This window comes from Ruegeria sp. HKCCSA071, from assembly GCF_017872555.1.
In the GTDB taxonomy this organism is placed as follows: domain Bacteria; phylum Pseudomonadota; class Alphaproteobacteria; order Rhodobacterales; family Rhodobacteraceae; genus Ruegeria.
Window position 1 is genome coordinate 120,942 of the sequence record NZ_JAEDOX010000004.1, and the last position, 20,613, is coordinate 141,554.

Here is a 20,613-nt window from a genome sequence, read left to right on the forward strand (position 1 = left end):
TCTGGAACGGGGTCACAAACCGACCTCATCCAATATGAAGTCCGCGATCCGGACTGTGTCGTTCAGGTCGAAAACCGGACGATCCAGTTCCAGCGCCGTGTCGCTGGCAACAGCACGAATAGTTTCGTTTTCAATCGCAATCAGAGGATTTCCCGCCTCGGCGCGAAACGCCTCGATCTTTGGGTGGCCTTCCCGCTTGAAGCCTTCAACCAGCACCAGATCAACCGGTGAAAGCCGCGCCAGCAGTTCGCCCAATGGCGGCTCGGGTGCGCCGCGCAGCTCCTGCATCAAGGCGACGCGCTGCCCCGACGCAAGCAACACCTCGCTGGCGCCAGCAACGCGGTGACGATGACTGTCCGTGCCCGGCTGATCCACATCGACGCCGTGATGCGCGTGCTTGACGGTTGAGACGGCAAAGCCCCGCCCCGTGATCTCGGCCACCAGCCGTTCCATCAGCCCTGTTTTGCCTGCGTTTTTCCAGCCAGTGACGCCGTAGACTCTCATACCTGCTCCAACAATGTCCGGGCGCGGTCCAGATCGTCAGGCGTATTGACGTTGAAGAACGGATCAAACGGGTCAGCCTGAAACAAAGCCTCGCGCCCGTCATGTTTATCAGTCCACAGCACGACCTTGCGCAACCCGTCCGTCAGAGCCGCCCGCAGATCATCGCGCAACGCCACAGGCCAGAGCCCAAAGGTCGGGTGCCGGTTGACCCGCCTGCCCCCACCGGATTTCAGCGCCTCGTCGCCCGTTCGCGGAGTAGTGGCCAAGACCAGAGGATGCACCTGCCCCGCTGCCGCCTCTTGCAGGCGCGCCACCAGATCACGTGGGAAGAACGGTGTATCTGCGGCAGCCGTTACGATGCTGTCGGCCCCCTGGTCTGCCGCCCAATCGAGCCCCGCCAGAACACCGGCCAAAGGGCCAGCGAAGCCTTCGATCGAGTCAGGCAGAACGGGTAGCGTCAGATCGCTGAAACGCTCGGGGTCGCCATTTGCGTTCAGGGCCAAACCATCGACTTGCGGAGACAGCCGGTCAACGACATGGGACAGCAAGCTCTGCCCACCAATCTGCAATAGACCTTTGTCACCGCCGCCCATCCGGGTGGCCTGCCCGCCTGCGAGGATGACGCCGAGGGGTTTCCTGTTTTCATCACTCATTGGCTACTCTTCCGCCGGTGTTTCCTGTCTTCGGCCACAACCGTCGACGGGTCCACATCACGAACCAACCGTTCCTCACCAGAAAGACAAACAAAGCGCTGTCCTCGCATCCGACCGATCAGCGTAAGGCCTACCTCACGCGCGATCTCAACACCCCAGGCGGTGAATCCGGAACGGGACGCCAATACGGGAATGCCCATCATCGCCGTTTTGATCACCATCTCGGATGTCAGGCGACCGGTGGTATAAAGGATTTTGTCCGCTGCCGTCGCCCCCTCGGACAGCATCCAGCCTGCGATCTTGTCGACAGCGTTATGGCGACCCACGTCTTCCATATAAACCAGCGGGCGGTTTTCCCGGCACAAGACAGTCCCATGAATTGCCCCGGCCTCAAGATAAAGCGACGGGGTGCGGTTGATCTTGGCCGCCAGTTCGTAAAGCCACGAGGTACGGACCTGCACTTGCGGCAGCTGAACGCCCTCAAGGCCCTCCATCATGTCCCCGAATACTGTGCCCACAGCGCAACCACTGGTGCGCGTCTTTTTCTTCAGCTTGTCCTCGTACGAAGTCGCGCGTGCGGTGCGGACAACTACGGTTTCAAGATCATCATCGTAATCGACACGGGTAATCTCATCACCAGCCAGCAGCATGCCCTGATTTCGCAGAAAACCCAGCGCCAGATATTCGGGATAGTCGCCAATGGTCATCGCCGTCACAATTTCCTGCGCGTTGAGGAAGATCGTCAGTGGGCGCTCTTCAACCACTGAAATCTGACTGACCTCGCCATTCTGGTCCACCCCCTCGACCGCACGGGTCAGGCGGGCCGCGCCCGGATCAGGAGCGATTACATAGTCTGACACGTCGGTTTCGGTGACCAATTGCAACCCCTTCACAAGACCGATACTGCTGCTGGCGTCACCATAGGATTTAGCCATGGCCTCTGCCACATCCAAGTCATACTTCTGGAAAGGTTTTCGCGACGGCACGCCGTTTGTCTTCGTGGCTGTGCCTTTTGGTCTGTTGTTCGGTGTCTTCTCGACAGAAGCAGGGTTGAATATCGTGCAGACCATTGCCTTTTCCATCACTGTTTTTGCAGGCGCGGCGCAGTTCACAGCTCTGCAACTTCTGCAGGATGAAACGCCGACAATCATCGTTTTGATCTCGGCCCTGGCAGTGAACCTGCGGGTCGCGATGTATTCCGCGTCGCTGACGCCGTATCTGGGTGCCGCGCCCTTGTGGCAGAGAGCATGTGCGGCTTACCTGATCGTGGATCAGTCTTACGCCTGTTCAATCGCGCAGTTCGAAAAAAAGCCTGATCTGGCGATCCCCCAGCGAATGGCCTATTTCCTGGGTTCGGTCACTCCGATCACACCGCTGTGGGTTTTGGGAACCTGTCTGGGTGCCGTGCTGGGCGCTCAAATACCGGAAAGCTGGGCGCTGGACTTTGCCCTGCCGATCACCTTTCTGGCGATGATCGGGCCAATGATGCGTACGCTGGCCCATGTCATCGCCGCCCTGGTCGCCATTGTCGTTGCCCTGCTGACCGTGAGTGTGCCGTTCAATCTGGGCCTGCTGATCGCAGGCGCGGCAGGGATGATGGCCGGTGCGCAGGCAGAATTGATGCTAAAGCGGAACGCGCCATGAACCAGATCGACCAGACAACAATATGGATCATCATCGTGGGTCTTGCGGTGGGCAGCTATGCTTTGCGCTTTACCTTCATCGGTCTCGTCGGTGATCGCCCGATGCCGCCCTGGTTGTTACGTCACCTTCGATATACAGCCGTAGCCATCCTGCCCGCATTGATCGCGCCGCTGGTGGTTTGGCCTGCAGCCACCGAAGGACAACCGGATATACCCCGTATGTCGGCCGCAGCGGTTGCATTGTCTGTGGGCATTCTAACCAAAAACGTGCTGGCGGCCATTTTTACCGGGGCGGCAACACTTTACACATTGCTGTATCTAGTTGGATGAAGCCGCGTCCAGCTGGTTCAGGCGCGCATTGTTGAACGCCAGTCCCTTTTGCAGGTCCGCGTCGTCGTTTTCACGGTATTCCGCCGTTTGAACACCTTGCAACGCCCCAAACTGATCGGACAGTTTGACCGGATAGAATGTGGTCGTGATCTGTTCGAACCCCGGAACCTGCTGCAACAGCTGCGAGGTAGAGTTTGCACAGAATGCACCAGCCACCGGGCCCATCTGCTTGGCCAGTTGCAATGCAATTTCGGCCTGCTGCGGAGTGACCTCGATCGTCTGGATGCGCGCATAATGTGTTTCGCGGGCGTGGCTGCTGCGATACGCTCGTTCGACATTCGGGGTAATACCGTAAAGCACATCGTTCCTGATCGGTACAACATCCGCCCGGAACGATCCTGCCGGGTCGAAAATAACCCGCTCACTGCCGCTGATCATCAGCGACGTGTGCGCGCCCGAACCGGTCCGGGTGCTGATCATCGTGTACAAGGTCAGGGTCGATGGCCCCGGATCGCGATAGGAGCGGGACGTAATTTCAGTCTGATCCGCTTGCGGGCGCTGTGACGCAGCGCAACCAGCCAACGTTGCGGCCAAAAGACACGCAGTCAATATCCTGAGCAAAGCCGCCCCCGAATTGCTTACGAGGCGAAAACAGCCAGGAACAGGCACAACAAGGCGATTGCAACCACACACCAGGTGGTGGCTTTGATGAAACCGTTAAAAGTTTTGGTTTGAACGTCGATGTTCATTTCGCCGTGTTTGTGTTCAGCCATGAGTCTCAGAATCCCAATTCGCGTGTTTGACTTGTTGGATAATGGAAAACAAAACACCTGTCACCACGTCATTCGCGCGCAGGGCGCGCTTACTTGAGGACCGAGCATCCGGGATACCCAAACCCCCACCGCCAAGGCAGGCCGCTGCACGGCCCGCCACCGAATCGAACCGCCCCATACATGGCATCCGCAGTAATCGCATAAATGGAGCGAATCTGATCAGGTTCCATATCATAGCGATCGGCATATTCGTCAGCATACAGATCTCCATGCGCCGCAACACAGGCATGCAGGGCATCATCCGCCGCTAAACGCGCGTCATAGCTTTCCTCGGCCGAATCCGTTCCGCCAGCGTTGTGATATGCCCGGTCGTGGATCACGCAACAGTTTTCCCATGGCGGATGTTCTTCAAAAAGCTCGCCAACCTGTGGGAATTGCTTTGCCACCCAGCGCCAGCTTGCGGACAACCCACCCGAACACCCGTCTGTTTCGAATGGTTGCAGCTCGGCTCCGTCGCTCTGGTCCATCAAGGCGTGATGGGCAGGCATTTCGAACCGGCGCATCAAGTCCTGTGCCAAGGCAACATGCGGAATGATGAGTAACAGCAGCGACAGATTAAGGGCTTTCATCGCGCATCGCCTTGGTGTCGACCTGTAACCCGAATGTCGTGGCCAGCCACAACATCAGCCGCTCTGCCGGTCCCATTTCAGCGCGCACGCGCAGAACCTCATTGGCCATGGCCGGGCGATCGGTGATCAGGCCATCAACACCCATAGACGCCATTTTGGACATCTGCAGCGGATCGTTCACTGTCCAGACATAGATATCCTTACCGGCATCGTGAACCTTTCGGATCAGGCCCGGCGTCGCAATCCCTGCATTGACCGCGACAAACTCGCCCTCCAACCCTGACAGATCACCAACGGCTGTGGCCGCCAATACACCCGAACGCCAGTCCGGGCGCAGTTTCTTCATCTTTTGGACGGCTGGGTATTTCAACGACATGGTGGCGACGTCGTCCTGCATCTCCAGTTCTTCCACCAGATTGATCACCCGGTTTTCCAGATCGATGTCATGGCCATAGTATTTCAGTTCGATAAGAACCCTGGACTTGCCTTTGGCCGCCTCCAGCACATCACGCAGAGTTGGCGTGCGTTCCGAGGCGTATTCCGGGTCAAACCAGCTGCCGATGTCGATATCGGCCACATCCGCCATCGTTGCATCCCAGACCTTAAGGTTAACACCCGCCAACTTCATGAAATCACTGTCATGGGCCACGATGATCACATCATCCGCAGATTCCTGGACGTCGATTTCGACCCAATCCGCTCCGTCCTCGATGGCTTTCAGAACCGAGGCCATCGTGTTTTCCGGCCGCAAGGCCGCTGCTCCCCGGTGGCCAATAACCTCGGCATGATCCGGGGCCTGCACACGTTCCAGCAGACTTTGACCTGACCAAAGGCCAATACCCAACGCGGCAAGGGATGCGCCCACTGTCACAAATACAGGCGCCCGAATTTTCCGGGGCTCTGGGTGTGCGATCTTTTTTCCGTCTGTATCGAAAAACCCGTCCAGCAAGACGGCCAGCGCGCCCAGCGCCGTTGCTGCCAAAACCAGCCCCGCCAATGACCACAGTCCAGCGACGACAAAACTGAAGGTCAGGGCCAGCTTGAGGTTGCCGCCGTCCTGCACGGGTACGAGAGTAAACAAAAGGCTGGCCACTGCGGCAATCAAAGCGGCGATGACAAGGCGCATCCCCAGCCAAAGGACAAGCTCGATCTTCAGCCGCCCGCGCCTGCCTTCCATTTTCTGCGCACTTTGCGCAAACGCTGTTCGGGGCGCAGTTCCTTCGAAAAGGACCAGATGCAGGGCTAGCGCCCAGGCGGACAGGCGGCGGATCAAAAGCCACGCCAGTATAAGAACAACCATTCCGATCAGAAGAACCGCCACCTTGAAGGCGGGGGGGCGGAAGGTCAGGTAATAGTTGATGTCATATTCAGTCAGCGTCCACCACGCGATCAGGCCGGCAACGGCCACGAACGGCAGGGCAAGCAACAGGACGCGCAGGATGAAACGCACGGCAAATCCGAACAACGCCGGGAAACGGGAAAGGATCAATGCGAGCGCCGCACTGCCAGCGCGCCAGGGATCTTGTTCGCCCATACGCAGCGACCCGGCCATGACCGAGAACACAAAGACCTCGGCGAGTAGAAACAAGCTCAGAACTACAACTGACGAGATAAATCCGACCGGAGACAGCAGGAACATGGCAATGTCCTGATCGGTCAAGGCCGTCTGGTCAGACAGGGAAACTGCCAGATTGACCGCCAGCGCCACCCCTGGCGCGATCAGCGCCACAAGCAGCAATCGCACAGCGAAATAGATTGGCACAAAAACCCGACGCCGGGCCCAGGCCCCCGCGTAGGCATGTGTTACGGCATGGAAATATCTGCTCACGCGGTCGCCTCCGAACTGATACAGTCATTCAAAGGCGCGCAAACGCGAATTGCAAGTCAGCTGCCTTTCAGGTCCGCAGCCAGGCGAAACCCGATGCGGTTGGCTGGCTTGTCTTCAACCGATTTGGGAAGCGCACGCAACATCACGTTCAACTGGCTGACATGTTGCAGCAGTTGCGTGCGGGCTCCGGTCCCATCTGACCCGTAAAAGGTTATCATGTCGGGGTCGAAATAACCCATCCCCTCGATCCGCATCACGCCCGCGTCGCCACCGGTGAACCCCATGGCGACCTCATGATCGCCGTCCAGCGTCTGTTCGAAATTCTGGATATACAGGATTAACCGCTCGTAGGCCCATTGTGCAGGGCTTTTGCTGTCCACCGGTTTCTTCAACGTCTCGGGCAGTTTTTTGCTTCCGGATTCGGCTTTTGGATCGGCGTGCACCTCGTAACACTTTGGCAACGCTGCAGCTTCTGCGGCCTCGGCCGAGGTTTCAATCTGGTCCTGCATTCGTCTACCCTTTGCGCTGATATAACCATGCCCCATCCGCGCGTTGCGTCCGGGTTACTGCACCAATGTGGTAGAGGTGATTTACATGTGCAACCGCCTCAACCAGCGCAAGGCCATACTCACCCTCGCGAATTGTGCGTTTGAACAGCGGCATAAAGCAGTCAGCGGCAGATTTGGGCTGATCCAGATGAACCAGCAGCCGTTCCAGCGCGCTATGGTGGTTGTCAATCAACTGCTTCATACGCAAGGGCAGACCGGTGAAGGGCAATTTGTGCCCGCCTAAAACCAGATGATCGGGGCGGGCGAGCGCCTGAAGTCTCTCGCAGGACTCCATCCATCCTGACACAGGATCGGCCATGGGTTCGGTCGCATAGACACCCAGATTGGGGCTGATCGAGCTTAGGATCTGATCGCCGCTGAGCACCAGATTGTCATCGCGGCTCCAGAAGGTGGCGTGTTCCGGTGCATGGCCATTGCCCAAATGAACGTCCCAGTCGCGTCCACCCATACGGATCACGTCACCCTGCTTGATCCCGGTAAAACCCAGCGGCATGGGATAGACCGTGTCGGCAAAATTAAAGGGCCGGTCCGCCATCCGTTTGTTCAAAACTTCGGATGCCATGCCCGCGCTGCGATAAAAATCCAGCGTTTCTTGCGGCCAGGTTTCCTGCACATCCAGCGTCAGCATCCGCGCAAACAGCCACGAGGTGCGGCTTGTCACCAGCTCGGCGCCGTGTTCCGTCTGAAACCATCCGGCATTGCCAACATGATCGGGATGATGGTGAGTCACCACCACCCGTCTGATCGGCTTGCCTTTAAGTGGCCCGGCCATCAACGCTTCCCAGATGCGCCGCGTCTTGTTCGAGGACAGCCCTGTATCGATCGCGGTCCAGCTGTCGCCATCGTCCAGCGCATAGATATTTACATGATCCAGCGCCATAGGCAGGGGCAGGCGCATCCAGAGAACACCTTGGGCAATCTCGGTGGCTTCGCCCTGCACGGGCGGTTCAGCCCACGGATATCTGATCCCCAAGACGTGATCCCCATCCATCAGGCTGCGAACTCGTCCGTGCTCAGCGCGAAAAGGTCATCCGCCCCGTTCTGCGCCCGCGCCAAGAGGCCCGTATGTTCGGGCAACAGGGCGTTGATATAATATTGCGCCAGTTTCGCCCGCGGCCCATCCGGATCGGCAAGGGCTGCGGTCAGGTGATAGTGCCCACCCAACACCCGGGCAAAAGCCTGCAGATAAGCAACTGCGCCTGCAAAGCGGTTATTCAAATCGTCCTGTGCCACCAGCCATTCTGTCGCCTCGCGCAGCGTTTCGGTGGCTTCCCAGACCGGCCCCGCCAGATCAGGCAGCGTTGCACGGGCGCGTTCGGCCTGATCTTCGATCTCATCCAGCAGGTTCGAAGCAGCCTCGCCCCCGTCCATCATCTTCCGCGCCACAAGGTCCATCGCCTGAATGCCGTTGGTGCCCTCGTAGATCGCGGTGACACGCGCATCGCGATAGAACTGTGCCGCTCCGGTTTCCTCAATATATCCCATGCCACCATGCACCTGGACCCCGGTTTCAGCCACACGCATCCCAGTCTGAGTACCAAACGCCTTGCTGATCGGCGTCAACAGCGCAGCCCGCGCTGCCCAATCGGCGTCACCAGTGGCCTCTGCCATATCGATTGCAACCGCATTGGCCAACAGGATCGCGCGCGCGGCATAAACATCAGCACGCATATCCAAAAGCATACGGCGCACATCCGCATGGTCGATAATCGTCCCGGACGGTGTTTTGCCTTGTTTCCGTTCCAGCGCATAGGCCAACGCGTGCTGATAAGCGCCTTCGGCCACGCCCACGCCCTGTCCGCCCACGCCCAAGCGCGCATTGTTCATCATGGTAAACATGGCCGCCATACCGCCATGTTCGGCGCCCACCAGCCAGCCTTTGGCTTTGTCATATTGCATCACGCAGGTGGGTGACCCGTGCAAGCCCATCTTGTGTTCCAGCGAAACCACTTTCAGATCGTTGGCCGCGCCTGGATCACCATTTTCGTCAGGCAGGAATTTGGGGACAAGGAATAACGAGATCCCTTTGGTGCCGGGCACCCCATCGGGAAGGCGGGCCAGTACCAGATGGCAGACATTCTCGGTGAAATCGGTATCGCCCCACGAGATGAAGATCTTTTGACCGGTGATCGAATATGTCCCGTCACCGTTCGGCTCAGCCTTCGCAGACAACGCGCCGACATCCGACCCGGCCTGAGCTTCGGTCAGGTTCATGGTGCCCGACCATTCCCCCGTCATCATCTTAGGCAGATACAGCGCTTTCAATTCGTCGCTGGCGTGATGGTCCAACGCCTCGATCTGGCCCTGAGACATAAGCGGCGCAAGTTGCAGCGACAGGCAAGCGGCACTCATCATCTCGTTGACCGCCGTGGTGATGGTCATAGGCAACCCCATCCCCCCGTATTCAGGATTACCACTGATCCCGATCCAGCCACCTTCAGCAATAGCCTTCCAGCCATCTGCATATCCCGGAGAAGTTCGCAGCACGCCATTTTCAAGTCGTGCAGGTTCCAGATCACCGGGGCGCTGCAAAGGGGCCATCACCTCTTCGCACATTTTTCCAGCTTCGGTCAGGATCGCATTGACCACATCCCCGCTGGCATCAGCAAATTTATCCGTCGCAGCGACCTGGTCAAACCCGACCACATGGTCCAGCAGGAACTGGTAATCTGAAATTGGGGTGCGGTAGGGCATGATCACTCTCGAAGGCTAACAATTCAGAACATATCGGCAGGCTTGGAATTGTGGGCAAGCGCCGGTAAGCGTATGAGCTTGGATCAATTACCTACTGTCCCCTATGTTTCAAGCAACCAAAACGCGGCGTCACCAGATATGATCTCAACCGGCACTCAGGAATTGACGGCGGATTCCGGCGGTATCGCGCGGGCTGCAGATATGTTGCGGCAGGGCCTTCTGGTCGCTTTCCCGACCGAGACGGTCTACGGTCTGGGCGGCGATGCGCGCAACGGGCAGGCGGTGGCGTCGATCTACGAGGCCAAGGGGCGGCCCAGTTTCAATCCGCTGATCGCACATGTCGCATCGGTCGCCGCGGCGCAACGGTATGTGCTATGGTCAGATCAGGCCGAGCATCTGGCGCAGGCTTTTTGGCCCGGTCCGCTTACCTTGGTTTTGCCCTTGCGCGAAGGGCACGGGATTTCATCGCTGGTGACGGCAGGTTTGGATACGCTGGCCGTGCGGGTTCCGGCACATCCGACAGCGCGCGCGCTGCTGGCCGAATTTGATGGCCCGGTTGCGGCGCCATCGGCAAACCCGTCGGGTCAGATCAGTCCGACAAAGGCAAGTCATGTCTGGTCGGGTCTTGGCGGCAAGATCGCGGCAATTCTGGATGACGGGCCGTGCGGTGTCGGGCTTGAATCTACCATCATCGGTCTGGCTGGGGAACCTGCGCTATTGCGTCCAGGTGGCATCGCGCTGGAGCAGATCGAAGAGACGCTGAAAGCGCGTCTGCATCTGCATCAATCCGGTGATCTTCTGACCGCCCCCGGCCAGTTGCAATCACATTATGCGCCGGACGCTCCGGTCCGTTTGAATGCCGAAACCCGTCAGGGTGACGAGGTGTTGCTGGGATTTGGACAGGTTGAGTGCGACCTGAACTTGTCCACCACTGGCAACCTGACCGAAGCGGCGGCAAATCTGTTTGCGTTTCTGCATCAGCTGAACGAAACCGGGCGACCGATTGCCGTTTCTCCGATACCAGGCACGGGATTGGGGGCGGCAATCAATGACCGGCTGCGGCGCGCGGCAGCACCCCGTGATAGCTGATCAGGCGCGCCCCGCGCTGGCAGAAAGGGTCAGCGGGTCCACGCCCAAAGTAGCCAACGCTGCCTCCCATTTCGCATCATCGGGCACATCGAAAACAAGTTTCGACGTTGCCTCGGTGGTCAACCAGCCGTTCATGGCAATTTCATCCTCAAGCTGACCGGGACCCCAGCCGGAATAACCCAGCGCCAGCATCGAGTTCAGCGGCCCGCTGCCTGATGCCAAATCCTCGAGCACATCAAGTGTCGCCGTCATGCTGAAGTCCTCGGAAATCTGCATTGAATGCAGATTGGCCTCATAATCGGCGCTGTGAAGAACAAAGCCGCGCGACATCTCGACCGGCCCACCGAAATGCACAAGGCGCTCGCCGACAATCGGAATACGGCAGGCGATGTTCAGCTGACCCAGTAAGGTCTTAATCCGCAGGTCCGAGGGCTTGTTCACAATCAAACCCATCGCACCATCGTCGCCGTGGCTGCACACATACACAACCGAATGGTCGAATCGCGGATCCCCCATACCGGGCATCGCAATCAACAGTTTTCCGGTCAGGTCCATGGGCCGCCATCTCTTTCTCAGAACACCTCAACAATGGCCTCGCAGCATGTCCATTGGCAAGAGAACAACAGGTATTTTGGCGGATTTCATCCCAGTGAACAGAACGTGACTTGGAATCCGGGCCAACGCCGCGCATTTAAGAAGGATGAAGATGTCGATGAAACACACTGCCGTCGCCGCACTCGCTTGCCTGCAACTGTCCGCCCCGGTTGCCGCACAGGATCTGGATGGTGTGGTTCAGTTGGATGTTCTGGATGGCGGCCGGACTGCAAACGGCACTTATCTTACCGCCTTGAAGCTGACGCTTGAGGATGGTTGGAAAACCTACTGGCGCGCGCCGGGAGATGCTGGCATCCCGCCGGAAATCAACTGGAAACGCTCAAGCAATGTCGGGCGTGTTGAGATCACATGGCCTGCCCCTGATGTCTTTGATCAGAACGGGTTGCAGTCGATCGGTTACAAGAACCAACTGGTTCTTCCGATTGAGATTACGCCGCGCAACCCTGCCAAGCCGGTTCGATTGCAGGGCGAAATGGATCTGGGCGTTTGCAAAGACGTTTGTATTCCGGAGCGTCTGGGCTTTGACCACACGCTCGACGCCAATGCCGGGCGCCATCCCGCGATTGCCGCCGCACTGGCGCAACGCCCCTATTCAGCAGCCGAAGCTCGTGTGTCCAGTGCCACGTGTCGTCTGACGCCAACGAAAGATGGTATGCGTATCGAAGCACGAGTGACCATGCCATCGGCAGGTGGTCATGAAGTGGCTGTGATCGAACCCGGCAATCCCTCCCTCTGGGCTTCGCAGCCGATTGCGCAACGGCAAGGTGATACGTTGGTGGCCGAGGCCGAGATTATCAATGCATCGGGCACACCCTTTGCGCTGGATCGGTCTGAAATCCGGATTACGGTTCTGGGCGCCAATCACGCAGTTGATATTCAGGGTTGCAGCGCAGGCTGAATTCATGACCCAATCGCCAAAAATCGGTGCCCTGGCCGTTGTTCTGTATCAGGATCAGGTTCTTCTGGTTCAGCGCAGCAAACAGCCCGACGCAGGGCTGTGGGGGTTTCCCGGTGGCCATGTCGAATGGGGTGAAACCGTATTGGAAGCGGCGCAACGCGAATTGCTGGAAGAAACCTCGGTGATCGCGCAACCGTCACATTATCTGAACAATCTGGACCTTCTGCGCCGAACCCCAGATGGGCTGGTCGTGTCCCATTACCTGTTGGTCGGGGTCGCATGTCAGTATCGCTCGGGCACGCCGAGGGCCGGTGACGACGCACTTGATGCCCGGTGGTTTCCCATTGATCAGATACGCCAAGGCAACCTGCCCATGAGCGCGCGCGTCATAGAGCTAATGGAATATGCCTTGCGTGCGGTTTAAGCACCTGCCGATTTCGTGAGGCGACCATAGAGCATGCCTGAGGCAACAATGCTCAGAATCACAATCGGCACAGCGCCGGCAACAAACGCGCCCAGCCCCATTTTCAATGCGGCAATGCCATCCTCACCGGGGTAAAGGCTTTGTAGCATGGCAAGCGGTGCACCGTTGACGGCGGGCCAGATCATCGTCAAGGCCAACCAGATCCCAAGCATCACACCGGTTCCGGCCAACGCGCCACGAACAACCTTGTCAGGGGCCCGTGCAGCACGGCGCATGGCTGTCATCGGACGTGCCACGTCATTGAGAATTCCCAGCAAGGCGGGCACAAGCACCAACACCAGTAACATTCCGAAACCAAGCCCGTAGACCAGTGTGATTACAGTCGGTTTCAGGAACTGCGCTTGTTGAGAGCCTTCATATAGTAAGGGTGCAAGCCCAAGAACCGTCGTCAGCGTGGTCAGCATGACAGGTCGCAACCTGTCCGCCGTGCCATCCAGAATCGACGGAATCAACCCGCGATCCTGCTGGTATGCGTCGATCGTGGTCACCAAAACGATCGAGTCGTTGATAATGATCCCTGTCATGCCCAGCAGCCCGACAACCGTGAACATGCTAAGCGGCACCTCCCAGATGTAATGGCCCCAAATCGCCCCGACCAGGCCAAAGGGAATAATCGCCATGACCACAAGGGGCCGTGTCCAGCTGGCAAAAACCCAGGCCAGTACAAGGTAAATACCGGTCAGGCACAGGATCAGACCGTTGCGGGCCTCGGACAGGAACTCGTTTTCCTGTTCGCTCAGACCCGACATGCGCCACTCAACCTGCCTTTCGGCTGCGATATTGGGCAGGATCTCGTCCTGCATCACGCGTTCAATTTCGGCGGCCCGTGCCGGATCGTCTTCCGAAATGTCACCTGTTACCGAAACCACCCTCAGGCCGTTTTCACGCCGAACCGTCGAAAACCCGGACTTGCGCTCGACCGAAACGATATCAGCCAAAGGTACGTAGACCCCATCAGGAGAACGCATTAGAGTTCGTTCCAGAAAATCTGCCGTCAGTTCACCTTCGGGCAGTTCGACACGGATCTCGGCACTGCGCGGCCCGTCGGGGAAGGTTGCGGCCTCAATCCCGTTCAAACGGTTGCGCAAAGCCCGTCCCAGCGTTTCGATCCGAAAGCCCAGCGCCTGACCCTGCGCTGTCAGGTCCAGAAGAAACTCTTCCTTGTCATATGCCAGAGTGTCTTCGAGCGCCGAGACTTCAGGAAACTTCGACAGCGCGGTTTGCAGATCTTCTGATGCGGCTTTCAGGACATTTACGTCCGAGCCATAGAACTGCACGTCGATGGCGTCGCCACCGGGGCCGGACCGCCAACCGCGGAAGCTGATCACCTCGACCTTGGGGTGGCGCGGTACGAAATCCTGTAGCTCGCCCACAAACTCAAAACTCGAATATGGGCGCAGATCGGCGTCGATCAGTTCAATCGAAATGCCCCCCAGCACACTGCCGTCCTTGCCGTCAGCCGCAGCAAGAGCACGCCCGGCATTGCCACCAACCTCGGCCAGGACATAGTCAATTGGATTTCGGCCATGACGCTCTTCGTAGATTCGGCCCAGCTCGTTGGTCGCATCCTGTAGAATGCGCATCATTTCAAGCGTATCTGACCGGGTCGACCCTTCGCGCATGATAAACCCGCCGCTGACTGAGCTGCGTTCAGGTGCGTTGAAGAACCGCCAGTTCACGTCGCCGCGAATGAACAATGCAACCTGACTGGCCAGAATAGCAATCATCAACGCGGCGACCACATAACGCGCCCAGATCACCCAAGCGATCAACGGGCGGAACAAGTGATCCCGGACCCAACGAAAGCCACGATTGACGACACGGTTCGGCAGATCGTACCAGTGTTCCTTGGCCGAATGCGCAATTGCGTGCGCCATGTGATTGGGCAGGATCAGGAAGCATTCCACCAGCGACGCAACCAGAACTGCGATCACCGTGAAGGGGATATCGCGGATCAGCTCTCCGAAACGCCCTCCAACCAACGTCAGGCCGAAAAACGCAATCACGGTCGTTACTGTGGCGGCCAGAACCGGCATTGCCATTCGACGGGCGGCACGCTCAGCGGCTTCCACAGGTGTCTCACCCAATCGGCGGGCGCGATAATCGGCGTGCTCTCCCACGACAATCGCATCATCTACGACGATCCCCAAGGTGATGATCAAACCGAACAGGGAAACCATATTCACCGACAAACCGCCCAGATACATCAGTGCAATCGCCGCCGACATCGCCACCGGAATGCCCGCAGCAACCCAAAACGCAATGCGCGCATTCAGAAACAGGAACAACAGGATGACAACCAGCCCCAACCCCATCAGCCCGTTATCCACGAGGATATTCAGCCGGTCGGTAATTGCTTGCGCCCGGGTACGGATCAGATCAATTCTCACACCTTCAGGCAGGCTGGCCTGCATCTCGCGGGCTACATCCTCGACCGTGTGCTGAATACCTATCGCATCTCCCAAGTTCGACCGGTCCACTCTGATGGACATGGCGGGATTGTCGCCCACGTAATAGCTGCGGTGCCGGGTGACGTCTTCGATCCGAATTGTTGCTATGTCACCAACCTTCAGCTTCGACCCATCTTCGTTCACCCGCAGCGCGATGCCTTCGATCTGTTCGGGTGTACGTTTCTCAGTTCCTGCCCGGATACGAGCCCCGGCGCCTTCCACATCGCCCGCAGGATCCGTGGTGACTTCGGCCCCGATCGCCGCCGCGATTTCCGCCATTGAGATATCGTTGGCAATCAATTGCGCTGTGGTGACTTCGACAACGATGCGCGGTGCGGCAATACCCCGGATCGTTGTGCGGGTCACACCCGATGCGAACAAACGATTGACAAGCTCATCCGTCAGTTTCGCCAGTTGAGCAGTATCGGTCGGCCCTGTGATCACCACATCCGTCACCCGATCACGCCACGCACCACGTTGAATCTTGGGCTCCTCAGCGTCTTCCGGCAGATCTGTGACAGCGTCTACGGCGGTCCTAACATCCTCGACAGCACGGGACACATCCCAGTTGGGTTCGAATTCCAGCCTGATCCGGGTCCAACCCGGATGCGAACTGGCCTCGGTACTGGTCACCCCTTCGACGGCCAGCAGCGCCGGCTCCAGCAACTGCACGATCCCGGCGTCCATGTCCTCGGGCCCGGCACCATCCCAGGTTACGGATACATCGACGCGTTCCAGAATAACGTCCGGAAAGAACTGTGCCCGCATGTTCGGGATTGACGCCGCGCCAAGAACCAGCATGACAAGCAACAGCAGGTTGGCAACTGTCCGATGCCGCGTGAAGTAACTGAGAATGCCGCCCGCCGCGCCAGGTATCTCGCGCATCATGGCGTTTATCCCCCAGCCCTGGTTTCAATACTGCGCACCAAAGATGTCGGCACACGAGCTTCGCGCAGCCGGGTTAGAACCTGCGTCTTTTCCTTCGGAGGCATCGTACTGTTCGCTTCGACTTGAGCTACAAGTTCGGCTCGTTTCTCGTCCGTCAGCTCGACCATTCCGGGGTCTGCACCCGCCTCAAGTCGCAGTGGCCGCACCCGCACGCCCGACCCAAGCAGGGGGGTTCGCCCGACGACAACCTCTCGCCCTTCCAATCCGTCGCCCCGCAGCAGAACTTCGTCCCCCTGGCGACGGATCAGCTGAACCGGCAGGCTTTCCAATCGATCGTCAGGACCAAGCACAAGAACTGTTCCAGATGCATCAAGGACCGAGGACGGCAACCGGTAAACTCCGGCAAGAGGTTGCTCCTGAACAGAGACCGTAACGAAATCCCCGGGTTTGAACCCAGATGCCTCTTGCAAGCGGGCATAGATCAACCGCCCGGTCTGGCCTTCACCGGCAGACCCGCTGTCGCGACTAATCTGGCCAATCGCAGTCAGATCGGCGCCTGTCACTTCAAGCGATATTGTGACCGGCGCATTGATCAGACGATCACCGCCATCGAGAAGCCGCACATATTGCGCAGTCGACACCCGAAATGCCACCTCAAGGTCGTTTGGATCAACCAGTTCGGCCAGCTTTTCATTTGCCGAAACCAGCCGCCCTTCCACAAGCGTCACATCCGTTAAAGTGCCGCCAAAGCCTGCCCGGATTGTCATGTCGCCCAGATCGCGTTCCGCGGCTTCCAGTGCAATCATGGCTCGGGCCAACAGGGTTGATGCCTGATCCACACGGGATTCAGCCTGTGCCAGCGCAATACGCCGCGCCAGAACGGCCTGTTGCGACGATGCGGCGGCCAGTTCGGCCTCTTCCACGCTGGCGGCGGCCCCCACGCCCCGTGATTCCAGATCCCGTTGGCGTTGCAACGCCCTTTGCCGCAGTTCCGCCTGAGCCTCGGCCGATTTCAGCTCGTCCTGCGCCAGCAGCAATGAGCGTTCTGCATCGCGCTCTTCAAACTGAGCGTCCAAGAGATCAGACTTGGCCCGATCCAGCGCGGATTGTGCATCTGCCGGATCCAGTTCGACCAGCACTTCGCCAGCCTCAACAATTCCACCATCTTCAAAATCTTCGGCCAGCGCGACAACGCGACCGCCGAGCGCCGCGCGCAGCTCCAGCCTGCGGCGGCTTTGAACCTCTCCGAAAGCTTCAAGATATGGGGTTACGGTTTCCGCCTCGGCAGGCCGAACTGCAACAGCAAAGACCCTTTCTCGTGCTGGCGGTGTTGCGCCCTCACGCGTCAAAGCCTCCTGAACGGCCCCAACGATCATCTGTGCAGCAACGAACAACAAAGCCAGCGCCAGAAACGCCAGAAAAACACCGACAAGACTATGCCGCAGAAATCGCATCGATCAGTTACCCCGGTTGCACCACGCTGCCGTCCACAACATGTAGCTGGATCAGGAAATATGCCAAGCCACAAGGCGGTTATACGGAATGGAACGTATGACCAGTCTACTTCCGTCGCAGATGTTCGTCCAATCTGGGCATTATTTCCACAAAATTGCACGGGCGATGGCGATAATCGAACTGTTTTTCCAAAATACCGTCCCACGCATCCTTGCAGGCCCCCGGGCTGCCGGGCAAGGCGAACAGATATGTCCCCCCGGCAACGCCCCCCGTCGCCCGCGATTGCACTGCGGAAGTTCCAATCTTCTCCATCGAGATGATCGTGAAGACGGTGCCAAAGGCTTCGATCTCTTTTTCATAAACATCGCGATGCGCCTCGACGGTGACATCGCGCCCGGTCAGACCCGTACCGCCGGTCGAAATCACGACGTCGATCTGTTCATCCGCCACCCACGCGCGCAACTGATCTACGATCTGTTTGCGCTCGTCCCGAATTATTCTCCGATCCGCGACGACATGGCCCGCCTTTTCGATCCGGTCCACCAATGTCTGACCCGAGCGGTCCTCTTCCAGCGATCTGGTATCCGAGACAGTCAGTACGGCGATCTTAACCGGGATGAACTCCATGGTTTCGTCAATGCGCGACATGTGGTGTCAGGCCCTTTCCAGGATGGCAAGCCGGACCGCAAGGGCCGAAAAAATGCCCCCTGTAATCCAGCCCAGAATACGTGAAGCGCGCGGATTCGAGACCAGATGACGCCCCGCGCTTCCGGCGAATACACCAACCAGCCCGTTCACCACGAACCCGCCGATGCCTATGATTGCACCGAAGATCAAAAACTGCACCAGGACCGATCCCCGCGACGGGTCTACAAACTGCGGGATAAAGGCAAGAACGAACAGAATAACCTTGGGGTTCGTCAGATTGACAAGCATCCCGTCCCGAAAAGACAACCGGGTTGGTTTGACGGGTGCCTCGGCTGACACTGCGCCATTTCGAACGGCACCCCAGGCCAAGTACAGCAGGTATGCAACACCAACCCAGCGAATGACATCAAACAGCCATGGCAAGGCCGCAACCGCCGCGCCAAGGCCCAGCCCAGCCAGAAGGACCTGTATCATTCCACCGGCGGAAATCCCGGCACTTGCTGCAATTGCGGCGTGCGGACCTGATCGCAAACCCTGACCGAAACAGAACATCATATCCGCGCCCGGTGTAAGGTTCAGCGCCAGTGCAGCGGGAATGAAGGCAAGCAGCGTTACCAACTCAATCATACGGCGACCTCGAACCAGTTTACCTTGGGACCAAGGTTGGCGATCCGGGTGCGACCGATCGAGCCGCGATATCCCCAGCTGTCGTGAATATGGCCGCAAAACGTGAAACGAGGCTGTATCCGCTCGATCGCGTTTCGAACAGCGACCGAACCAACAGCCATGCCTTGCGAGGTCACATCCCCATGACCCTTGGGCGGCGAGTGCGAAATCAGAATATCTGCTCCGCCGCAGCGCGCCAGCAGTTCGGCGGCCTCACCTTCGGTCAGATCACAGGACCAATCACCAAACGGTGTGGGTGGAACACCGTAGCCAAGCCCGAACAGGCGCAATCCATCCACTGTCATTCCCGTTCCATGCAGAACATGCACACCCTCGGGCACAGCTTTGCCCAGATCCTCTGCGCTTTCTGCATTCCCGGGTATCAGGACCAGCGGCGCTGAAACGCCCGAAAGCATCTGCAACGCCTCATCCAGACCCTGCCGCATGTTGCAATAGTCCCCTGCGCCGATAACCAGGTCGGCATCAGCGCTGGCGGCTACCAGATCAGCGGCGCGGTTGCGCGCCATATGAAGATCGGAAAACGCCAAGACCTTCATGACTCACCTCGCAGCCGGGCTTTCAACTCCAGCAGATCAGCCCAAGCCTGCCGCTTCATTTGCGGCTGGCGCAGCAAATAAGCTGGATGAAACATCGGAATCACAGGCAGGTCCATCGCCTGATCCCACTGGCCGCGCAATCGGGTAATCCCGCGTTTGCCCAGAACAGCCTGACAGCTGATATTGCCCATCACCACCAGAACCTCGGGCCGGGCCAGCGCCACGTGACGTTTCAGAAACGGCTTCATCATCCCGATTTCTTCGGGCTTTGGGTCACGGTTCTGTGGGGGCCGCCATGGCAGCACGTTAGTGATATAGACGTTCTGCCGGCGATCCAGATCAATCGCAGCCAGCATGCGATCCAACAACTGGCCCGCGCGCCCGACAAAGGGCTTGCCCTCGCGGTCTTCGTCGCGGCCCGGAGCCTCACCAATGATCATCACCCGCGCACCGGGCGTTCCATCAGCAAAAACCAACTGCCGCGCCCCACGCTTCAGCTCGCAGTGATCAAAAGCTTCCATCGCATCGCGCAGCTGATCCAGTGACCCCGCCCCCTTGGCCGCTGCTTGCGCAACCGTTACCGGGTCGGTCTGTCCGGGCTTTGACGGGATGGCTGCCGCAACCTCTGCCTTCTTGGGCTTTGGTGACATATCCGGCACCGAATATCGATCAACCGGAGCGTCCCCGATTGCCTCGGTCACGCCCAGTTCGACCTGCCATTCCAGCAGGGCCCGCGCAGAATAATAGTCCAAGCCCGATTCCATATGGATAATTTACCCGCCTGAGGGCTGATGGAAAGCGAATTGGGCTTGATCGGTCGCTCTGTCGCGCCGACCATCAGGGCACGATGCTCAGAACCTTGCGAATCCTCCTGATCGGGCTTGGACTGGTGCTTACCGGCAATCCGGCATTGGCGACGTTCCACGACGCACAGGGCCAGTGCCGTGCGGGCCAGTTCAAATGCGGCACCACCTGCTGTTCCGGCGGTCAAAGATGCAGCTTTGATGGGCACTGCATACCACTGGGCGGTACCTATTGCGGTGGCGGGCGCAGCTGCGGCCCGTTTGAACGCTGCGTAGCGGGAGGAGCGCGTTGTGCACCCGCAGGCGTGAACAAATGCACATCGCGTCTGGATTGCCCCGGTGACAGTTTTTGCAATGGGCGCGGCGAATGTGAACGGATCACACCAGATCCGGATACAGCCCCTCCTACGATATGCGAGGATGGCCGAACTTGTGCG

At 58.6% G+C, this 20,613-nt stretch carries 23 protein-coding genes; 5 read left to right on the plus strand and 18 right to left on the minus strand.

The window, feature by feature from the left end:
- Nucleotides 1–12: 12 nt before the first annotated feature.
- The 3 genes from mobB to I9188_RS11520 are packed head-to-tail and all read right to left on the minus strand — an operon-like array spanning nt 13 to nt 2,092.
- On the minus strand, nt 13–504 hold the full coding sequence (mobB, locus tag I9188_RS11510; RefSeq protein WP_209506603.1) for a molybdopterin-guanine dinucleotide biosynthesis protein B: 492 nt from the start codon (nt 502–504) through the stop codon (nt 13–15).
- Nucleotides 501–1,157, minus strand: coding sequence for a molybdenum cofactor guanylyltransferase MobA (gene mobA, locus I9188_RS11515; RefSeq protein ID WP_209506605.1), 657 nt, complete (start codon nt 1,155–1,157; stop codon nt 501–503). The genes mobB and mobA overlap by 4 nt, the downstream gene beginning before the upstream one ends.
- The gene (locus tag I9188_RS11520; RefSeq protein ID WP_245220584.1) at nt 1,154–2,092 is read right to left on the minus strand and encodes a formate dehydrogenase accessory sulfurtransferase FdhD; all 939 of its coding nucleotides are present in this window, start codon (nt 2,090–2,092) and stop codon (nt 1,154–1,156) included. The genes mobA and I9188_RS11520 overlap by 4 nt, the downstream gene beginning before the upstream one ends.
- Here I9188_RS11520 and I9188_RS11525 point away from each other — a divergent pair.
- Both I9188_RS11525 and I9188_RS11530 read left to right on the plus strand, forming a co-directional pair.
- Nucleotides 2,091–2,801 (plus strand): AzlC family ABC transporter permease, encoded by a 711-nt coding sequence (locus tag I9188_RS11525; RefSeq protein ID WP_209506606.1) that lies wholly within the window; start codon nt 2,091–2,093, stop codon nt 2,799–2,801. The genes I9188_RS11520 and I9188_RS11525 overlap by 2 nt on opposite strands.
- Nucleotides 2,798–3,130 carry an AzlD domain-containing protein gene (locus I9188_RS11530; protein ID WP_209506607.1) on the plus strand — a complete coding sequence of 111 codons (333 nt, stop codon included), beginning with the start codon at nt 2,798–2,800 and terminating at the stop codon, nt 3,128–3,130. Before I9188_RS11525 ends, I9188_RS11530 begins: the two co-directional genes overlap by 4 nt.
- Here the strand turns inward: I9188_RS11530 and I9188_RS11535 are convergent.
- The 7 genes from I9188_RS11535 to I9188_RS11565 all read right to left on the minus strand — a co-directional run bounded on the left by I9188_RS11535 (nt 3,119) and on the right by I9188_RS11565 (nt 9,623).
- Nucleotides 3,119–3,751: a hypothetical protein gene (locus tag I9188_RS11535; RefSeq protein ID WP_209506608.1), complete on the minus strand. Its 633-nt coding sequence runs from the start codon at nt 3,749–3,751 to the stop codon at nt 3,119–3,121. The two genes, I9188_RS11530 and I9188_RS11535, sit on opposite strands and share 12 nt — an antisense overlap.
- A gap of 17 nt (nt 3,752–3,768) precedes the next feature.
- Complete coding sequence (locus I9188_RS11540; RefSeq protein WP_209506609.1) at nt 3,769–3,903, minus strand: aa3-type cytochrome c oxidase subunit IV; 135 nt, start codon at nt 3,901–3,903, stop codon at nt 3,769–3,771.
- Nucleotides 3,904–3,992: 89 nt separating this feature from the next.
- Entirely contained in the window at nt 3,993–4,532 is a 540-nt protein-coding gene (locus I9188_RS11545; RefSeq protein WP_209506610.1) for a hypothetical protein, read from the minus strand.
- Nucleotides 4,519–6,360: a glycerophosphodiester phosphodiesterase gene (locus I9188_RS11550; RefSeq protein ID WP_209506611.1), complete on the minus strand. Its 1,842-nt coding sequence runs from the start codon at nt 6,358–6,360 to the stop codon at nt 4,519–4,521. Before I9188_RS11550 ends, I9188_RS11545 begins: the two co-directional genes overlap by 14 nt.
- Before the next feature lie 56 nt (nt 6,361–6,416).
- Nucleotides 6,417–6,869: a DUF6173 family protein gene (locus tag I9188_RS11555; protein ID WP_209506612.1), complete on the minus strand. Its 453-nt coding sequence runs from the start codon at nt 6,867–6,869 to the stop codon at nt 6,417–6,419.
- Between the two features lie 4 nt (nt 6,870–6,873).
- Complete coding sequence (locus I9188_RS11560) at nt 6,874–7,920, minus strand: MBL fold metallo-hydrolase (RefSeq protein ID WP_209506613.1); 1,047 nt, start codon at nt 7,918–7,920, stop codon at nt 6,874–6,876.
- The gene (locus tag I9188_RS11565) at nt 7,920–9,623 is read right to left on the minus strand and encodes an acyl-CoA dehydrogenase (protein WP_209506614.1); all 1,704 of its coding nucleotides are present in this window, start codon (nt 9,621–9,623) and stop codon (nt 7,920–7,922) included. The genes I9188_RS11560 and I9188_RS11565 overlap by 1 nt, the downstream gene beginning before the upstream one ends.
- Before the next feature lie 138 nt (nt 9,624–9,761).
- Here I9188_RS11565 and I9188_RS11570 point away from each other — a divergent pair, with 138 nt between their 5' ends.
- Nucleotides 9,762–10,712, plus strand: coding sequence for an L-threonylcarbamoyladenylate synthase (locus tag I9188_RS11570; RefSeq protein ID WP_209506615.1), 951 nt, complete (start codon nt 9,762–9,764; stop codon nt 10,710–10,712).
- Here the strand turns inward: I9188_RS11570 and I9188_RS11575 are convergent, their stop codons facing one another.
- A complete protein-coding gene (locus I9188_RS11575) occupies nt 10,713–11,267 on the minus strand; it encodes a YqgE/AlgH family protein (protein ID WP_209506616.1) in 555 nt (184 codons plus the stop codon). It abuts the gene before it with no gap.
- Between the two features lie 157 nt (nt 11,268–11,424).
- On the opposite strand from I9188_RS11575, the gene I9188_RS11580 reads away from it, so the two are divergent.
- Together I9188_RS11580 and I9188_RS11585 are read left to right on the plus strand one after the other, a co-directional pair.
- Entirely contained in the window at nt 11,425–12,225 is an 801-nt protein-coding gene (locus tag I9188_RS11580) for a protein-disulfide reductase DsbD domain-containing protein (RefSeq protein WP_245220585.1), read from the plus strand.
- Nucleotides 12,226–12,229: 4 nt separating this feature from the next.
- Nucleotides 12,230–12,649 carry an NUDIX hydrolase gene (locus I9188_RS11585; protein WP_209506618.1) on the plus strand — a complete coding sequence of 140 codons (420 nt, stop codon included), beginning with the start codon at nt 12,230–12,232 and terminating at the stop codon, nt 12,647–12,649.
- Here the strand turns inward: I9188_RS11585 and I9188_RS11590 are convergent.
- The 7 genes from I9188_RS11590 to I9188_RS11620 all read right to left on the minus strand — a co-directional run bounded on the left by I9188_RS11590 (nt 12,646) and on the right by I9188_RS11620 (nt 20,385).
- Nucleotides 12,646–16,047, minus strand: a complete 3,402-nt coding sequence (locus I9188_RS11590) for an efflux RND transporter permease subunit (RefSeq protein ID WP_209506619.1) — start codon at nt 16,045–16,047, stop codon at nt 12,646–12,648. The two genes, I9188_RS11585 and I9188_RS11590, sit on opposite strands and share 4 nt — an antisense overlap.
- A 5-nt stretch (nt 16,048–16,052) precedes the next feature.
- The gene (locus I9188_RS11595; protein ID WP_209506620.1) at nt 16,053–17,501 is read right to left on the minus strand and encodes an HlyD family efflux transporter periplasmic adaptor subunit; all 1,449 of its coding nucleotides are present in this window, start codon (nt 17,499–17,501) and stop codon (nt 16,053–16,055) included.
- A gap of 106 nt (nt 17,502–17,607) precedes the next feature.
- Nucleotides 17,608–18,150 carry a molybdenum cofactor biosynthesis protein B gene (gene moaB, locus I9188_RS11600; RefSeq protein WP_209506621.1) on the minus strand — a complete coding sequence of 181 codons (543 nt, stop codon included), beginning with the start codon at nt 18,148–18,150 and terminating at the stop codon, nt 17,608–17,610.
- 6 nt (nt 18,151–18,156) lie between these two features.
- Entirely contained in the window at nt 18,157–18,777 is a 621-nt protein-coding gene (locus I9188_RS11605; protein ID WP_209506622.1) for a LysE family translocator, read from the minus strand.
- A complete protein-coding gene (locus tag I9188_RS11610; protein ID WP_209506623.1) occupies nt 18,774–19,373 on the minus strand; it encodes a metallophosphoesterase family protein in 600 nt (199 codons plus the stop codon). Before I9188_RS11610 ends, I9188_RS11605 begins: the two co-directional genes overlap by 4 nt.
- Nucleotides 19,370–20,137, minus strand: a complete 768-nt coding sequence (locus I9188_RS11615; protein ID WP_209506624.1) for a uracil-DNA glycosylase — start codon at nt 20,135–20,137, stop codon at nt 19,370–19,372. Before I9188_RS11615 ends, I9188_RS11610 begins: the two co-directional genes overlap by 4 nt.
- A complete protein-coding gene (locus tag I9188_RS11620) occupies nt 20,071–20,385 on the minus strand; it encodes a hypothetical protein (protein ID WP_209506625.1) in 315 nt (104 codons plus the stop codon). The genes I9188_RS11615 and I9188_RS11620 overlap by 67 nt, the downstream gene beginning before the upstream one ends.
- Nucleotides 20,386–20,613: the final 228 nt, after the last annotated feature.

Excerpts from the sequence above, each read along its gene's own strand:
- mobB (WP_209506603.1), bottom strand. The coding sequence starts at position 504 with ATGAGAGTCTACGGCGTCACTGGCTGGAAAAACGCAGGCAAAACAGGG.
- mobA (WP_209506605.1), bottom strand. The coding sequence starts at position 1,157 with ATGAGTGATGAAAACAGGAAACCCCTCGGCGTCATCCTCGCAGGCGGG.
- I9188_RS11525 (WP_209506606.1), top strand. The coding sequence starts at position 2,091 with ATGGCCTCTGCCACATCCAAGTCATACTTCTGGAAAGGTTTTCGCGAC.
- I9188_RS11520 (WP_245220584.1), bottom strand. The coding sequence starts at position 2,092 with ATGGCTAAATCCTATGGTGACGCCAGCAGCAGTATCGGTCTTGTGAAG.
- I9188_RS11530 (WP_209506607.1), top strand. The coding sequence starts at position 2,798 with ATGAACCAGATCGACCAGACAACAATATGGATCATCATCGTGGGTCTT.
- I9188_RS11540 (WP_209506609.1), bottom strand. The coding sequence starts at position 3,903 with ATGGCTGAACACAAACACGGCGAAATGAACATCGACGTTCAAACCAAA.
- I9188_RS11545 (WP_209506610.1), bottom strand. The coding sequence starts at position 4,532 with ATGAAAGCCCTTAATCTGTCGCTGCTGTTACTCATCATTCCGCATGTT.
- I9188_RS11555 (WP_209506612.1), bottom strand. The coding sequence starts at position 6,869 with ATGCAGGACCAGATTGAAACCTCGGCCGAGGCCGCAGAAGCTGCAGCG.
- I9188_RS11560 (WP_209506613.1), bottom strand. The coding sequence starts at position 7,920 with ATGGATGGGGATCACGTCTTGGGGATCAGATATCCGTGGGCTGAACCG.
- I9188_RS11565 (WP_209506614.1), bottom strand. The coding sequence starts at position 9,623 with ATGCCCTACCGCACCCCAATTTCAGATTACCAGTTCCTGCTGGACCAT.
- I9188_RS11570 (WP_209506615.1), top strand. The coding sequence starts at position 9,762 with ATGATCTCAACCGGCACTCAGGAATTGACGGCGGATTCCGGCGGTATC.
- I9188_RS11575 (WP_209506616.1), bottom strand. The coding sequence starts at position 11,267 with ATGGACCTGACCGGAAAACTGTTGATTGCGATGCCCGGTATGGGGGAT.
- I9188_RS11580 (WP_245220585.1), top strand. The coding sequence starts at position 11,425 with ATGAAACACACTGCCGTCGCCGCACTCGCTTGCCTGCAACTGTCCGCC.
- I9188_RS11585 (WP_209506618.1), top strand. The coding sequence starts at position 12,230 with ATGACCCAATCGCCAAAAATCGGTGCCCTGGCCGTTGTTCTGTATCAG.
- I9188_RS11590 (WP_209506619.1), bottom strand. The coding sequence starts at position 16,047 with ATGATGCGCGAGATACCTGGCGCGGCGGGCGGCATTCTCAGTTACTTC.
- I9188_RS11595 (WP_209506620.1), bottom strand. The coding sequence starts at position 17,501 with ATGCGATTTCTGCGGCATAGTCTTGTCGGTGTTTTTCTGGCGTTTCTG.
- moaB (WP_209506621.1), bottom strand. The coding sequence starts at position 18,150 with ATGTCGCGCATTGACGAAACCATGGAGTTCATCCCGGTTAAGATCGCC.
- I9188_RS11605 (WP_209506622.1), bottom strand. The coding sequence starts at position 18,777 with ATGATTGAGTTGGTAACGCTGCTTGCCTTCATTCCCGCTGCACTGGCG.
- I9188_RS11610 (WP_209506623.1), bottom strand. The coding sequence starts at position 19,373 with ATGAAGGTCTTGGCGTTTTCCGATCTTCATATGGCGCGCAACCGCGCC.
- I9188_RS11615 (WP_209506624.1), bottom strand. The coding sequence starts at position 20,137 with ATGGAATCGGGCTTGGACTATTATTCTGCGCGGGCCCTGCTGGAATGG.